This window comes from Enorma burkinafasonensis, from assembly GCF_902150035.1.
Lineage (GTDB): Bacteria > Actinomycetota > Coriobacteriia > Coriobacteriales > Coriobacteriaceae > Enorma > Enorma burkinafasonensis.
In genome coordinates, this window is the sequence record NZ_LR597502.1 from 159,888 (window position 1) to 173,737 (window position 13,850).

Sequence of the window (13,850 nt, forward strand, 5' to 3'; positions counted from 1 at the left end):
CGGCACGGCGCCCGCGCCCGGCACGCGCCGGCAGCGCCTGGCGCACCCCCGCAAAACAGTCCGCGAGCAGACACGAGAGGGCTCCCATGAAGATCATCAAGCGCAGCGGTACCGAGGTCGCCTTCGACATCGAGAAGATCGAGAACGCCATCCGCGCCGCCAACCGCGAGGTGCAGGAAAGCGACCGCCTCACGGAGCGCCAGGTGGTCTACGCCTCCCAGAACGTCGCCGACGCCTGCGAGGCCGCCGGCCACACCGTCTCGGTCGAGGAGATCCAGGACCTCGTGGAGGACGAGCTCATGAAGCTCGACAAGTTCGAGGTCGCGCGCCGCTACATCATCTACCGCTACGTGCAGAGCCTGAAGCGCCAGAAGAACACCACCGACGACAAGATCCTCTCGCTCATCGAGTGCAACAACGAAGAGGTCAAGCAGGAGAACTCCAACAAGAACCCGACCGTCAACTCCGTGCAGCGCGACTACATGGCCGGCGAGGTCTCCAAGGACCTCACGCAGCGCGTGCTGCTGCCCGCCGACGTGGTCGAGGCCCACAACGAGGGCATCATCCACTTCCACGACTCGGACTACTTCGCCCAGCACATGCACAACTGCGACCTCGTGAACCTCGAGGACATGCTGCAGAACGGCACGGTCATCTCGGGCACGCTCATCGAGCGCCCGCACAGCTTCTCGACGGCCTGCAATATCGCCACGCAGATCATCGCGCAGGTGGCGAGCTGCCAGTACGGCGGCCAGTCCATCTCGCTCACGCACCTCGCGCCGTTCGTCGAGGTGAGCCGCCAGAAGATCCGCCACCGCGTCGAGGAGGAGCTCGCCGAGCTCGGCTTCGAGGCGAGCGAGGACAAGATCGCGCACGTGGTCGAGGAGCGCCTGCGCGACGAGATCCGCCGCGGTGTGCAGACCATCCAGTACCAGGTCGTGACCCTCATGACCACCAACGGCCAGGCGCCGTTCGTGACCGTGTTCATGTACCTCGGCGAGGCCCGCTCCGAGGCCGAGAAGCACGACCTCGCGATGATCATCGAGGAGACGCTCCGCCAGCGCTACGAGGGCGTGAAGAACGAGGCCGGCGTGTGGATCACGCCCGCGTTCCCCAAGCTCATCTACGTGCTCGAGGAGGACAACGTTTCCGAGGGGAGCCCGTACTTCTACCTCACGCAGCTCGCCGCCAAGTGCACCGCCAAGCGCATGGTGCCCGACTACATCTCGGCCAAGAAGATGCGCGAGCTCAAGCTCTCGGCAGGCGAGAAGCCCGGCGAGGGCGACGTCTACACCTGCATGGGCTGCCGCAGCTTCCTCACGCCCGACCGCTCGGGCAACGGCTACGACAACGTGGCGCGCGCCAAGAACTACGAGCCGGGAAAACCCAAGTACTACGGCCGCTTCAACCAGGGCGTCGTGACCATCAACCTGGTCGACGTCGCGTGCTCCTCGGCGCGTGATGAGGACCGCTTCTGGGAGATCTTCGACGAGCGCCTGGAGCTCTGCCACAAGGCCCTGCGCTGCCGCCACGAGCGCCTCAAGGGCACGCTCTCCGACGCCGCGCCGATCCTTTGGCAGTACGGCGCGCTCGCGCGCCTCGACAAGGGCGAGACCATCGATAAGCTCCTCTACGGCGGGTACTCCACCATCTCGCTCGGCTACGCCGGCCTCTACGAGTGCGTGAAGTACATGACCGGCGCGAGCCACACCGACGAGAAGGGCACGCCGTTCGCGCTCACGGTCATGCAGCACATGAACGACAAGTGCGCCGAGTGGAAGGCCGCCGAGAACATCGATTACTCGCTCTACGGCACGCCGCTCGAGTCCACGACCTACAAGTTCGCCAAGTGCCTGCAGCGCCGCTTCGGCATCATCCCGGGCGTCACGGACAAGGGCTACATCACCAACAGCTACCACGTGCACGTGAGCGAGAAGATCGACGCCTTCGACAAGCTCAAGTTCGAGAGCGCGTTCCAGGCGCTCAGCCCCGGCGGCGCCATCTCCTACGTCGAGGTGCCCAACATGCAGGACAACCTCAAGGCCGTCATCCGCGTCATGCAGTACATCTACGACAACATTATGTACGCGGAGCTCAACACCAAGAGCGACTACTGCCAGGTGTGCGGCTACGACGGCGAGATCAAGATCGTCGAGGACGACGGCAAGCTCGTGTGGGAGTGCCCCAACTGCGGCAACCGCGACCAGGAGAAGCTCAACGTGGCGCGCCGCACCTGCGGCTACATCGGCACGCAGTTCTGGAACCAGGGCCGCACCGAGGAGATCCGCGACCGCGTGCTGCACCTGTAGCGGGCCGGCCGGGGAGCAGGGCAGCGCAGCATGAACTACGCCGAGATCAAGTACTCAGATATCGCCAACGGCGAGGGCGTGCGCACCACGCTGTTCGTGTCGGGCTGCAGGCGCGGGTGCCCGGGCTGCTTCAACTCGGGTGCCTGGAGCTTCACGGCAGGTGAGCCCTTCACGCGCGCGGTGGAGGACGAGATCATCGTGAGCGTCGACCATCCGTTCTGCGACGGCCTCACGGTGCTCGGCGGCGAGCCCATGGAGCCCGAGAACCAGCGCGGTCTCGTGGGTTTCCTCGAGCGCGTGCGGGAGCGCTTCCCGCGCGGGCCGGTCGGTGCGGCGGGTGACGGGGCGGTTGCCGGCGCGACGGGCGGCGCTCCCGCCAAGACCATCTGGTGCTTCACGGGCGACACGCTCGATGAGCTCATGCCCGGCGCGCGCCATCACACCGAGGTGACCGACCGCCTGCTCGACTGCATCGACATCCTCGTCGACGGCCCCTGGGTGCAGGAGCTCTACGACATCACGCTCAGGTTCCGCGGCTCGTCGAACCAGCGCATCATCGACCTCAACGCCACGCGCGCCGCGGCTGCCGAGCGCGGCTGCCCGCTCGCCGGGGCCGTGCGCCTGTGGGAGGATGAGCAGGTCTACAGCACGCATACGATGTAGGCGCGGGCCGCGGGCGCGAACGCTGCCGAGTGCGCGTGCGGCCGTCGGTGCCGCATGAGGGCGCGCGGCCGCCGGCGCCGCGGACACGAGACCGCTTAAGGAGGGGCATGGCTGAAATCGTCGACGGGGCGCATCCCATGGCTGACGGGGGCCACAAGCGCGGCCTGCCGTCGCTCCCGCGCGTGGACGCGATCTGGCACGATACGCTGTACCAGCGGGAATACACCCGTCTCCAGGAGCTCGAGCGCGACCGGGCGTTCTGCCGGCATGGGCTGCGCCACCTCATGGACGTGGCGCGCATCATGTGGATCTTGAACCTCGAACGGGGATGCGGCCTCGGGCGCGAGGCCGTCTACGCCGCCGCGCTCCTGCACGACATCGGCAAGGCCGAGCAGTACGAGACCGGCGAGCCCCACGAGCTCGCGGGTGCGCGCATCGCCGCGGAGATCCTCGACGGGCTCGAGCCCGCGCTGCGCTTCGACGACGCGGAGCGCGCCGCCATCCTCACGGCGATCCGCGGCCACCGCCGCCTGCGCGCGGATGCCGAGCCGCTCGAGCGCCTGCTCTTCCAGGCCGACAAGGCCTCGCGCCCGTGCTTCGCCTGCCCGGAGGGCGTGCGCGCCGCCTGCTCGTGGAGCGATGCGAAGAAGAACCTCAACCTCGCGCTGTGACGGCGCGCCGCGTGACGGCCCCGCGGCGGGATCCATGAATCTGCGGGCAGGATTGAGCAGGACGCTGGCTTTCAGAGCCCCCATTCCTGCTAAATGACGCCCGCAGATTCAAGGGGGTGGTCGCGGGCGCGCCGTTATCGCCTTCCGGCGCGGCTCGCGCCGCGCGTCGCCGCTTCTTTCCGGGAGCTTCTCTGCGCGCCGTTGTGCCGGTACCCGCTTGGGGTATAGATGGATACCGAACGGAACGTGGGGCGCCGCGCCGCATGCCGGTGGCCGCCCGGGATCTCAGAAGGGGAAGATGCACATGTTCGGAAGGAAGCGCCTACCCGAGGACACCTCACGCGGCGAGAGGACCACGCTCGCCCCGCGCAAGAAGGCGACGCCGCCCGCGACGCGTCGCGCGCTCGCGCGCATCGAGCCCGCCGCGCTCGAGCGTGCGGACCGCATCGTGATCGAGGGGCTCGAGGTGTTCGCGAACCACGGCGTCTACGCGGCCGAGACCGAGCTCGGCCAGAAGTTCACGGTGTCCGCGACGCTCTACGCCGACCTGCATCGCGCGGGCGAGACGGACGACCTCGCGAGCTCGATCGACTACGGCGCGGTCTGCCACGAGATCGACGCGTTCATGCGCGGGCACACCTACAAGCTCATCGAGGCTGCGGCCGAGCACCTCGCCCGTCACCTGCTCGACAGCCACCCGCAGCTGATCGGCGTGCGCGTGAGGGTCGCGAAGCCCTGGGCGCCCATCGGGCTGCCCCTCACGAGCGTCGCGGTCGAGATCGAGCGCACCCGCTAGCGCCGCGGCCGCCGAGGCGGGCGTTCGCGCCGGTGCGCGCCTCGGCTATGTTCCGGCCATAGACGCGCACGCCGGTTAGCGCGCCGCGCGCCCGCGCGCCACATCCTCGGGCAGGCGCCTCAAAAGCGCCGCGGCCTCGCGGTTGGCGGGGCAGTAGGTGTCGAGGAGCATGTGGAACCGCGCGTTGTGCGACGGCTCCATGAGGTGCGTGAGCTCGTGCGCGACGACGAACTCCAGGCACGCGGGCGGGTAGGCGGCGAGGCGGGCGTTGATGCGCACCGTGGCCCGCGCCGGCGTGCACGACCCCCAGCGGCTTTTCATCGTGCGCACCTGCCAGCCCGCCGCATGCACCCCCATGCGCCGCTCGACCCGCTCGACGACGGCGGGGAGCGCGCGGGCGCAGGCGCGGCGGTAGAGCTCCGCGGTATGCGCGGCGAGGGCCTCGGGTGCGAGGTCGCCCGTCGCGATGCCCGCCCGGGCGAGGGCCACGGCGGCGGGGACGACCTCCCCCCAGAGGATGACGCCGGGCGTGCCGTCCGGGGCGAGGGGAGCGGGCGGGGCGGTTCTCGTGCGGGTGCGGTGCCGTGCGATCCAGTCTGCGCGGCGCTCGAGGAACTCCTGCGCCCGGGCGCGGCTCGTGCCCCAGGGTACGCTCAGCGTCACGGAGCCGTCGCCGTGCACGCGCAGGTTCAGGTTCTTGACGCGCTTGCGGGTCACGGTGACGTCCACCGTCCCGCCGTCCACGGGGACGGTGAGCGTGAACGTCCGCGTGCGATCTGTCGTCATGCTCCGCACCATATGCCCCCTTCGGTCCGCCCGTCAAGTATAGCCTCCGCGCGCCCGCGCCGCCGCCTGCGCCCGCGCCGCCGCCCGCAGTGCGGTATAGTGGTGGGCACTGCGCCGGTACGGAGCCGGCGCCGGCATGAAACGAGGATTCCCATGTCCAACGAAGGCAAGAAGGTCCGTGCCCACTACCGCGGCACGCTCGACGACGGCACGCAGTTCGACTGCTCGTACGACCGCGGCGAGCCCATCGAGTTCACCTGCGGCGCGCACCAGATGATCGCCGGCTTCGATGCGGCGGTCATCGACATGGAGGTGGGCGAGAAGAGGACCGTCCACATCCCCGCCGCCGACGCCTATGGCGAGCGCCGCGACGACCTCGTGCTGCGGTTCCCCGCGGCCCAGGTGCCCAACATCGATGAGATCAAGGTGGGCGACAAGCTCTTCCTCACCACGCCCGCCGGCCAGCCGGTGCCCGTGACGGTCATCGGGGTCGATGCCGAGGGCGTCACGCTCGACGCCAACCACGAGCTCGCGGGCAAGGACCTCAACTTCGACATCGAGCTCGTCGAGGTCCTGGACTAGCGCGTCCGGGAGCAGAGCCGCGCGCCCCGGGCGGGGTCGTGCGACGAGGTTACGGGACGGGGCCGCGCCTAGGGGCGCTCCCCGTCCCGCTCGCTTTGGCGCTCCGCCCGGCAGGCGGGGCACAGACCCTCGAAGAACGTGTAATGCGAGACGCGCGCGTACCCGGTCGCCTTGTGGACCGCGCGGTCGAGCGCGGGGTCGTAGGGGAGCTCCACGTCGGCGACGGCGCCGCATACGGGGCAGATGACGTGCGCGTGCCGGTCGCGCCGCCCGTCGAAGCGGCTGCCGCCGGCGCACTTGAGCTGCTGGATGGCGCCCTCCTCGACGAGGAGGTTGAGATTGCGGTAGACCGTGCCGCGGCTCACGTGGCCGTCGCGGTCGCGCACGGCGCGGAAGACCTCGTCCGCGGTAGGGTGGTCGCTCGATGCCCGGACGGCGTCGAGCACCAGGCTGCGCTGGCGGGTGTTGCGTCGTTGGACGGCCATGCGGGGCACCTCCCGGGTCCGCGCACGCGCCGCCGGTGCCAGCAGCGCGCAATCGGGTGCTTCTCAGTACTTGGTCCTATTTTATACGACGCCTAGCTACTAGCATTTAGACGCTTTGTGCAGTTTTGCCCGAGATTTCGAGGAGCGCGCGCCCGGTGAGCCCGCGTGCGGTCGAAGGATGGCGGGGCGCGCCGAGCCCATCCTAGAAGCGCACCTCGAAGCCCGTCTCTCCCGGCACGACGCCGAGCTCGTCCCACCGCTCGAGCCAAACCGTGCACCACATGCGCGCGTAGTAGCGATGGATCGCGTCGAGGTGCCGGATGATCGCGCCCGCGGGCCCTTGGACCTCCATGTCGACCGAGCCGTCGTCGAGGTTTCTCACCCAGCCCGTGAGGCCGAGCTCCTCGGCCGTGCCGCGGTTGGTCCAGCGGAAGCCCACGCCCTGCACGCGCCCGGTGAAGCGCAGGTGGAGCCGCAGGTCGGCTGCGGCATCGTCGCCGCCGAGCCGGTCCTGCAGCCGCTTGATGAGCGCGAGCTCGAGCTCGCTCCGGCGCACCGCGTCGCCCGCGGCGCCGTCCCCGGTGCCGGCGTCACCCGTGAGGCCGAGCATGCGGTCGAGAAATCCCATGGCGCGCCCTAGGCCAGGTCGGGGTCGGCCGCGTCCGCGGGGAAGACGATGCCCGCCTGGCGGCGCACCTCGTCCATGACGGCGAGCGATGCCAGGGTTACGTCGCGGTAGTGCGCGACCGTGCCGAAGTCCCCTGCGGGGGCCGCGGCGGCTGCGGAGCCCGCGCGCACCGCCTCGACGGCGCACACGAAGTCGGCGAGCTCGTAGGCCATGGTGTTGTCGCAGGAGGGGAGCTTGAGCTCGCGCGACGTGGCGCCGCTCGCCACGCGCACGGCCTTCGCCGAGCTGCGCCCCACCTCGCCGCGCAGGTCGATCCGTCCCCACTTAGGGCACGAGACGCCGCCGAACACGAGCGTGGCGTCCTCGCCCTCGACCTGGCAGGAGAGGTTGTCGTTGGTGATCTTGGAGTGGTGCAGGGCGACCGTCTTGTCGGCGTAGGCGCACAGGATGTCGCCCGCGCCGTCGATGGCGCCGTGGGTGAGCCCGCGCGTGCCCTCGTCGAGCAGCACCGTCGAGCTCATGACGCGCTCGGGTGCCCCGAAGAGCTCGACCATGGGCTCGACGCAGTACACGCCGATGTCCATGAGCGAGCCCGATGCCATGGCGCAGTCGAAGATGTTCGTCTGGCGCCCGGCGAGCACCTCGAGGTAGCGCGACGAGAACTTGCCGAAGTGCAGGCTCGCGCGCCGCACGCGGCCGAGCTGCGCGATGGCGTCCTGGCAGCGGCGGAAGGCGGGGTCGTGGAGCGGGCGCATGGCCTCGAGGGCGACGACGCCTGCGGCCTCGGCGGCCTCGAACACCGCGCGGGCCTCGCGCTCGTTCGCGGCGAAGGGCTTCTCGACGATCACGTGCTTGCCGTGCGCGATGCAGGCGAGCGCCTGGCTGGCGTGCAGGGCGTTCGGGCTGCCGATGTAGACGGCGTCGATGCCGGGCGCCGCCGCGAGCTCCTCGAGGCTCGTGAAGCTCCGCGTCCCGCCACGCTCGGCGGTGAAGGCTTGGGCGCGCTCGGCGTCGCGGGAGAGGGTGCCCACGTAGGTCGCGGTGTCGCTCGCGTTGATCACCTCGATGAAGTCGTTGGAGATGGGGCTCGTCCCGATCGTCGCGAAGCTTACCATGCTGTCTCCTGTCCTCTCGAGGCGCGCCGGGGTGGGCTGCGCTGGGGGCCGCCCCGGCGCGGGCCGCCCGCGCCGCGCTAGTCCGCGTCGGCGTCCGTGAAGCCGGTATCGATGCTCAGTGTACCCGAATCGGCCGCGGCGGTCGCGAGCTCGTCGCAGCGCTCGTTGAACTCGTGCCCGGCATGCCCCTTCACCCAGATGAACGTCACGCGGTGCGGTTCCTTGGCGGCGAGCAGGCGCTGCCAGAGGTCCACGTTCTTCACGGGCTTCTTGGCGGACGTCTTCCAGCCGCGGCGGATCCACCCGTCGATCCAGCGGTCGTTGAACGCCTTGACGAGGTACTGCGAGTCCGAGTGGAGCTCGACCTCGCAGGGACGCGTGAGCGCCTCGAGCGCGACGATGGCGGCGAGGAGCTCCATGCGGTTGTTGGTCGTGCGCTCGAAGCCCCCCGAGAGCTCGCGGGTGAACGTCTGGCCCTTGCCGTTGGTGTAGCGCAGCACGGCGCCGTAGCCGCCGTTGCCGGGGTTGCCGCGGGCGGAGCCGTCAGTGTAGATGGTGACTTTCACGGGCATGCCTTTCCGCTCGGGTGTGGTGAGCCGGGACCATGATACGCCATGGGGCCCGCCGGCGCATGGCGGGCCTTAGCGCGACCGGGCGGGCCCACCTTGCCGAGCGCTTACCGCCCGCTTGCACGCGCATTGAACGGGGGCCCTAAGGTTGGGTGGTGACGGATTCGCCTGCGCCGCCTGCCGGCGCCGAGGGAAGGGGGAGCACGATGGGGGAGACGCTTGTCGCGATCGCGCTCACGGCGGGCGCCGTGGTGGCGTACCTGGCGTCCGAGGCGGTGCGCGAGCTCGAGCGCCGCGCCGAGATCGCGGAGGACGCGCTCGAGTAAAACGCGCTCGAGTAGGACGCGCCCGGGTGGGACCCGGCGCGGGCTCTTCGCTACAATACGGGCAGATGCACCGAAGACGCGAGGAGCCCCCATGCAATACCGGATCGACCCCAGAAGCGGCCAGCGCATATCGGCGCTCGGCCTCGGCTGCATGCGCTTCCCGCGCGGAGCGCTCGGCGCCATCGACCAGGATGCGGCGGAGCGCATCATCGGCCGCGCCGCGGACCGGGGCATCAACTACCTCGACACCGCCTACCTCTACCCCGGCAACGAAGCCTGCGTGGGCGCCGCCCTCGAGCACCTGGGACTGCGCGACCGCTTTTTTGTCGCCACCAAGCTGCCCCACGGCTCGTGCCGCTCGGTCGCCGACTTCGACCGCTTCCTCGACGAGCAGCTGCGGCGCTTGAGGTGCGATCGCGTCGACTACTACCTCATCCACAACGTGACGAGCCCCGCGCAATGGGAGCGCCTCGTCGCGCTGGGGATCGAGGCGTGGATCTGCCGCCAGAAGGCGGCGGGCCGCATCGGCCGGATCGGCTTCTCCTACCATGGCAGCGCGGGCGACTTCGCGCCGCTCCTCGACGCGTACGACTGGGACTTCTGCCAGATTCAGTACAACTACGCCAACGAGACCTACCAGGCGGGAACCGCCGGGCTCAAGGCGGCCGCATCGCGCGGGCTCGCCGTCTTCGTCATGGAGCCGCTTCTGGGCGGGCGCCTCGCGGGCAAGCTCGCGGACGAGGCGCGCCGCGTGCTCGAGGGCGAGCGCGGCCGCGTCATCTCGACCGAGGCGGGCACGGCGTCGCTCGACACGCCCGCTGCCTGGGGCCTCGCCTGGGTCTGGGACCATCCCGAGGTCACGATGCTGCTCTCGGGCATGGTCGCGCCCGAGCTGGTGGACGAGAACGCCGCGCTCGCTAGCGTGGCGTTGCCCGGGTGCCTCGACGCGGGGCAGCACGAGGCCATAGGCAGGGTGCGCGAGATCTTCGAGCGGTCGAACCGCGTGCCCTGCACGGGCTGCAACTACTGCATGCCCTGTCCGCGCGGCATCAACGTCCCCGGGTGCTTCGCGGCATACAACGCCTCGTACGCCCACGGGTGGTTCACGGGTGTGTCGCAGTACTTCACCGCCTCCGCCATCAGGAGCGGGCATCCGCGCCTCGCAAGCAACTGCGTACGGTGCGGCGCCTGCGCCAAGCACTGCCCGCAGCACATCGACATCCCCGACCGCCTGATGGACGTGCGCCGCCGCCTCACGCCCGGGCCGGTGGGCGCCGTCCTCGCGCTCATGGGAAAGAGGGGCTAGCCATGCTCACCATCGGATGCCATCTCTCGATCTCGAACGGATTCGCCGCCATGGGCGAGACCGCGCTTTCCATCGGGGCGAACACCTTCGCGTTCTTCACGCGCAACCCGCGCGGCGGCAGCGTGCGCGCACTCGACCTTAAGGACGTGGCCGCGCTCGCGTGCCTCATGGAGCGCCACGGCTTCGGCCCGCTCGTGGCGCACGCGCCCTACGCGTACAACCCCTGCTCGGCGAAGGAGCATGCGCGTGCGTTCGCGCTCGAGGCCATGCGCGATGACCTGGAGCGCCTGGAGGCGCTGCCGGGGAACCTCTACAACTTCCATCCGGGCGCGCACACCGGCCAGGGGCCCGAGCGCGGCATCGAGCTCATCGTCGACACGCTCTGCCAGGTGATGTTTCCCGGCCAGCGCACGACGGTGCTGCTCGAGACCATGGCGGGCAAGGGCACGGAGGTGGGCCGCAGCTTCGAGGAGCTCGCGGCCATCCTGGACGCCGTCGAGCGGCGGCGGGGCGAGCTTGCGGGGAATCTGGGCGTGTGCCTCGACACCTGCCATGTGAGCGACGCGGGCTACGACATCGTGCACGACCTCGACGGCGTGCTCGCCGCCTTCGACCGCACGGTGGGGCTCGAGCGCCTGCGGGCCGTGCACCTCAACGACTCGAAGAACCCGTGCGGCGCGCGCAAGGACCGCCACGCGCGGATCGGGGAGGGCTACCTGGGCTGCCCGGAGCTCGGCGGCAGCGAGGAGGCGCTCGCCGCCATCGTGCGGCACCCCGCCCTGCGCACCCTGCCGTTCATCCTGGAGACGCCCAACGAGCTTCCCGGCTACGCCCGCGAGATCGCGCTCATGCGGCGCCTCGCCGGCGATGCGTGATGCGGCCGGCCGTGCTGCGGGCGGCCGTGCTGTGGGCTCGTGGGGCCGAGACCCCGCTGCCGCGACGCGCGCCCGAGACTAGGAGATGATCCCCGCGCGTTCCTTGAGTCCGAGCACGCGCCGCACGCTCTCGTCGATGCGCTCCTCGCTCAAGCGCCCGTCGCGCACGGCGGCGACCACGCCCGGAAGCGCCTCGCGCAGGTTCGGCGTCATGAGCAGGATGTCGCCGCCCGCCTCGAAGTAGCGCACGGCGGCCTCCGCGGCGCTGAAGTTCTGCGTGATGGCGCCCATGCCGAAGGAGTCGGAGATGATGACGCCCGTGAAGCCCAGCTCGCCGCGGAGGACGTCGCCCATCATGAAGGGCGACAGCGACGCGGGCAGGCCGTCGGCCGCGAAGTTGGGGGTCTCGATGTGGCCCACCATGACCATGGGGCAGCCGGCCTCGATCGCGGCGATGAAGGGCTTGAACTCGCAGGACTCGATCTCCTCGCGCGAGCGCTCGGCGTAGACCGCGCCCGTGTGCGAGTCGCCCGCGGTGTCGCCGTGGCCGGGGAAGTGCTTCACGCAGGGCAAGGTGCCCGTCTCGAGCATGGCCTCGACCTCGGCGCCGACCATCTCGGCGGCGAGGTCGGGGTCCGAGCTGAAGGAGCGCGGGCCGATGGCGGTGTTCTCGGGGTTGGTGAGGACGTCGGCGATGGGCGCGAAGTCCAGGTTGAAGCCGATCTCGCGCAGGTAGGTGCCGATGGTCTCGCCCACGTGCGCCGCCTGCGCGGGGTCTCCCGTCGCGCCGATCTCGGCCATGTTAGGGAAGCGCTCGACGTCGAAGAGGCCGCAGTTGGCGACGCGCGCGACGAGCGGGCCGCCCTCCTCGTCGATGGAGAGGAAGGGCGCGGCGCCCGCGCCCGCCTTGAGGCAGAGCTCGCGTGTGCCGGAGAGGAGGTTTCGCACCTGCTCGGCGCGCACGAGGTTCTTGCGGAAGTAGATGAGCCCGCCCACGGGGAACTCGGCGAGCGCCTGCTCGGTCATGCCGCCCGCGATCGTGGCCGTCGAGGCGCCGGTGAGCTGCTCGGGCGTGACGATGAAGAGCTGGGCGACTTTCTGCTCGAGCGTCATGGCGGCCATGAGGCGCTCGGTGGCCGTGGGCTCCGGCTCGGGTTCGGCCTCCTCCTCGGCGGAGCCGTGCTGCGCCGCCGGGTGGTCCCATACGGTGACGTTGCCGTTATCGGGGAAGATGCCGCTGTCGGTGAGCGCGTCGCAGCCGCTCGCCGCCGCGGCGATGCCGCCGAGCGCGCCCGCGGCGATGAGGTTGCGCCTGGTGATGACGGGTCCGTTGGAGTTCAGCATGGGTCTCCCTCGTTCGAATCTGGTGCGTTTCACGGGTCCGTTGGGGTTCGAGCATGCCATAGGCGGCGCCGGTGCACAAGCTGTCAACGGAACGCTCAAGGGGGAGGGCACGGCAGGTGCCGCACCCGCCCCCTCGCTATCGGGCGTCCGCTTGCGCGGCGCGGCCTTCGCCCCTACAGGGCGCTCGCGTAGATGGCGCGCGCGTCGTCGAGCGTGAGCTGCTTGAAGCTGCCGAACACCTCGCCGCGGTTGATCTTGAGGCCGGGGAGCATCCGGTCGATGTCCTTTTCGTGCACGCCCAACTCGCCCAGGGTGCGGGGCATGCCGAGCGAGACGAAGAAGTCCTGCAGCTCGTCGATGGTGGCGGTGACGGCGTCCTCGACGGCCTCGGCGCTCTCGTCGACGGGCTCGATCTCGAAGACCTCGTAGGCGAAGGAGAGGAAGCGCTCCGGGTGCTCGCGCCAGACGTAGCGCATCCACGCGGGGAAGATCACCGCGAGGCCGGCGCCGTGGGTGATGCCGGTGTCGAGGGCCGAGAGCTCGTGCTCCAGCCCATGGCAGGTCCAGTCGCCGTCGCGCTTGCCGGGGATGTTGATGCCGCAGCCCGCCAGGCCGTTATGGGCGAGCGTGCCCGCCCACATGAGGCAGGCGCGCGCGTCGTAGTCGCGCGGGTCGGCGAGCACGCGCGGCGCGCACTCGATGACGCTTTTCACGATGCCGCAGGCGATGTGGTCGGTCACGGGCACGCCCGGTTCGCCCGAGAAGTAGCGCTCCATGACGTGGGACATGATGTCGGTGGCGCCCGCCGCGGTCTGGTAGGGCGGCAGGGTGAAGGTGAGCTCGGGGTCCATGAAGGCGATGACGGGGCGGTTGAGGTCGGTGTTGACGCCGCTCTTCAGGTGCTCGGCGTCGTTGCTGATGACCGAGGAGTTCGAGGCCTCGGAACCCGATGCGGGGATGGTCACCACGCAGGCGACCGGCAGGTGCGCGGCGGGCTTGACGCCGCGGACGAAGAAGTCCCACACGTCGCCGTCGTAGGGCACGCCGAGCGCGATCGCCTTGGCGCAGTCCATGGCCGACCCGCCGCCCACGGGCAGGACGATGTCGATCTGCCCGCCGCGCGCGAGCCCGATGCCCTGGCGCACGAGGCCGATCTCGGGGTTGGGGCGCACGCCGCCGAGCTCGATATGCTCGACGCCCGCCGCATCGAGCGACGCCTTCACGCGGTCGAGCGTGCCGGTGCGCACGACCGATCCCTGGCCGTAGACGAGAAGCGCCTTTCGGTAGCCCGCCTCGGCGAGATGCGCGCCCACCTGGTCGGTGACGCCGCGCCCGAACACGATGCGCGTGGGCGAGTAGAAGCTGAAGTCGTTCATGGTATGCCCCTTACCTGGT

General features: G+C 70.3%; 14 protein-coding genes. 7 read left to right on the forward strand and 7 right to left on the reverse strand.

Going from position 1 to position 13,850, the window contains the following annotated elements; genetic code table 11:
• Nucleotides 1-86 precede the first annotated feature (86 nt).
• From nrdD to folB, 4 genes are all read left to right on the forward strand, one after another.
• Nucleotides 87-2,309 (forward strand): anaerobic ribonucleoside-triphosphate reductase, encoded by a 2,223-nt coding sequence (gene nrdD, locus FS885_RS02185; protein WP_144743364.1) that lies wholly within the window; start codon nt 87-89, stop codon nt 2,307-2,309.
• A 30-nt stretch (nt 2,310-2,339) separates the two neighbouring features.
• Entirely contained in the window at nt 2,340-2,972 is a 633-nt protein-coding gene (locus tag FS885_RS02190) for a 4Fe-4S single cluster domain-containing protein (protein WP_144743365.1), read from the forward strand.
• 107 nt (nt 2,973-3,079) lie between these two features.
• Nucleotides 3,080-3,643, forward strand: coding sequence for an HD domain-containing protein (locus tag FS885_RS02195; protein WP_246060718.1), 564 nt, complete (start codon nt 3,080-3,082; stop codon nt 3,641-3,643).
• 304 nt (nt 3,644-3,947) lie between these two features.
• Nucleotides 3,948-4,439 (forward strand): dihydroneopterin aldolase, encoded by a 492-nt coding sequence (gene folB, locus FS885_RS02200; RefSeq protein ID WP_144743366.1) that lies wholly within the window; start codon nt 3,948-3,950, stop codon nt 4,437-4,439.
• Nucleotides 4,440-4,514: 75 nt separating this feature from the next.
• On the opposite strand, the gene FS885_RS02205 is transcribed toward folB, so the two are convergent.
• Entirely contained in the window at nt 4,515-5,225 is a 711-nt protein-coding gene (locus FS885_RS02205) for a M48 family metallopeptidase (RefSeq protein WP_186365743.1), read from the reverse strand.
• A gap of 153 nt (nt 5,226-5,378) precedes the next feature.
• On the opposite strand from FS885_RS02205, the gene FS885_RS02210 reads away from it, so the two are divergent.
• On the forward strand, nt 5,379-5,807 hold the full coding sequence (locus tag FS885_RS02210) for an FKBP-type peptidyl-prolyl cis-trans isomerase (protein WP_144743368.1): 429 nt from the start codon (nt 5,379-5,381) through the stop codon (nt 5,805-5,807).
• Between the two features lie 68 nt (nt 5,808-5,875).
• Here the strand turns inward: FS885_RS02210 and FS885_RS02215 are convergent, their stop codons facing one another.
• The 4 genes from FS885_RS02215 to rnhA all read right to left on the reverse strand — a co-directional run bounded on the left by FS885_RS02215 (nt 5,876) and on the right by rnhA (nt 8,607).
• Complete coding sequence (locus FS885_RS02215) at nt 5,876-6,292, reverse strand: Fur family transcriptional regulator (RefSeq protein WP_144743369.1); 417 nt, start codon at nt 6,290-6,292, stop codon at nt 5,876-5,878.
• A gap of 202 nt (nt 6,293-6,494) precedes the next feature.
• Nucleotides 6,495-6,920, reverse strand: coding sequence for an acylphosphatase (locus FS885_RS02220; protein ID WP_246060720.1), 426 nt, complete (start codon nt 6,918-6,920; stop codon nt 6,495-6,497).
• A gap of 8 nt (nt 6,921-6,928) precedes the next feature.
• Nucleotides 6,929-8,035, reverse strand: a complete 1,107-nt coding sequence (locus FS885_RS02225) for a Gfo/Idh/MocA family protein (RefSeq protein WP_144743370.1) — start codon at nt 8,033-8,035, stop codon at nt 6,929-6,931.
• A gap of 77 nt (nt 8,036-8,112) precedes the next feature.
• Nucleotides 8,113-8,607 (reverse strand): ribonuclease HI, encoded by a 495-nt coding sequence (rnhA, locus tag FS885_RS02230; RefSeq protein WP_144743371.1) that lies wholly within the window; start codon nt 8,605-8,607, stop codon nt 8,113-8,115.
• Nucleotides 8,608-9,021: 414 nt separating this feature from the next.
• On the opposite strand from rnhA, the gene FS885_RS02235 reads away from it, so the two are divergent.
• The gene (locus FS885_RS02235) at nt 9,022-10,236 is read left to right on the forward strand and encodes an aldo/keto reductase (RefSeq protein ID WP_144743372.1); all 1,215 of its coding nucleotides are present in this window, start codon (nt 9,022-9,024) and stop codon (nt 10,234-10,236) included.
• A gap of 2 nt (nt 10,237-10,238) precedes the next feature.
• On the forward strand, nt 10,239-11,111 hold the full coding sequence (locus FS885_RS02240; protein WP_144743373.1) for a deoxyribonuclease IV: 873 nt from the start codon (nt 10,239-10,241) through the stop codon (nt 11,109-11,111).
• A 78-nt stretch (nt 11,112-11,189) separates the two neighbouring features.
• Here the strand turns inward: FS885_RS02240 and FS885_RS02245 are convergent, their stop codons facing one another.
• On the reverse strand, nt 11,190-12,455 hold the full coding sequence (locus FS885_RS02245; protein ID WP_222419863.1) for a glycoside hydrolase family 3 protein: 1,266 nt from the start codon (nt 12,453-12,455) through the stop codon (nt 11,190-11,192).
• Nucleotides 12,456-12,628: 173 nt separating this feature from the next.
• Nucleotides 12,629-13,831, reverse strand: a complete 1,203-nt coding sequence (locus FS885_RS02250; RefSeq protein ID WP_144743374.1) for an iron-containing alcohol dehydrogenase — start codon at nt 13,829-13,831, stop codon at nt 12,629-12,631.
• Nucleotides 13,832-13,850 lie beyond the last annotated feature (19 nt).

Coding starts and splice junctions, on each gene's coding strand:
- nrdD (WP_144743364.1), top strand. CDS start 87: ATGAAGATCATCAAGCGCAGCGGTACCGAGGTCGCCTTCGACATCGAG.
- FS885_RS02190 (WP_144743365.1), top strand. CDS start 2,340: ATGAACTACGCCGAGATCAAGTACTCAGATATCGCCAACGGCGAGGGC.
- FS885_RS02195 (WP_246060718.1), top strand. CDS start 3,080: ATGGCTGAAATCGTCGACGGGGCGCATCCCATGGCTGACGGGGGCCAC.
- folB (WP_144743366.1), top strand. CDS start 3,948: ATGTTCGGAAGGAAGCGCCTACCCGAGGACACCTCACGCGGCGAGAGG.
- FS885_RS02205 (WP_186365743.1), bottom strand. CDS start 5,225: ATGACGACAGATCGCACGCGGACGTTCACGCTCACCGTCCCCGTGGAC.
- FS885_RS02210 (WP_144743368.1), top strand. CDS start 5,379: ATGTCCAACGAAGGCAAGAAGGTCCGTGCCCACTACCGCGGCACGCTC.
- FS885_RS02215 (WP_144743369.1), bottom strand. CDS start 6,292: ATGGCCGTCCAACGACGCAACACCCGCCAGCGCAGCCTGGTGCTCGAC.
- FS885_RS02220 (WP_246060720.1), bottom strand. CDS start 6,920: ATGGGATTTCTCGACCGCATGCTCGGCCTCACGGGTGACGCCGGCACC.
- FS885_RS02225 (WP_144743370.1), bottom strand. CDS start 8,035: ATGGTAAGCTTCGCGACGATCGGGACGAGCCCCATCTCCAACGACTTC.
- rnhA (WP_144743371.1), bottom strand. CDS start 8,607: ATGCCCGTGAAAGTCACCATCTACACTGACGGCTCCGCCCGCGGCAAC.
- FS885_RS02235 (WP_144743372.1), top strand. CDS start 9,022: ATGCAATACCGGATCGACCCCAGAAGCGGCCAGCGCATATCGGCGCTC.
- FS885_RS02240 (WP_144743373.1), top strand. CDS start 10,239: ATGCTCACCATCGGATGCCATCTCTCGATCTCGAACGGATTCGCCGCC.
- FS885_RS02245 (WP_222419863.1), bottom strand. CDS start 12,455: ATGCTGAACTCCAACGGACCCGTCATCACCAGGCGCAACCTCATCGCC.
- FS885_RS02250 (WP_144743374.1), bottom strand. CDS start 13,831: ATGAACGACTTCAGCTTCTACTCGCCCACGCGCATCGTGTTCGGGCGC.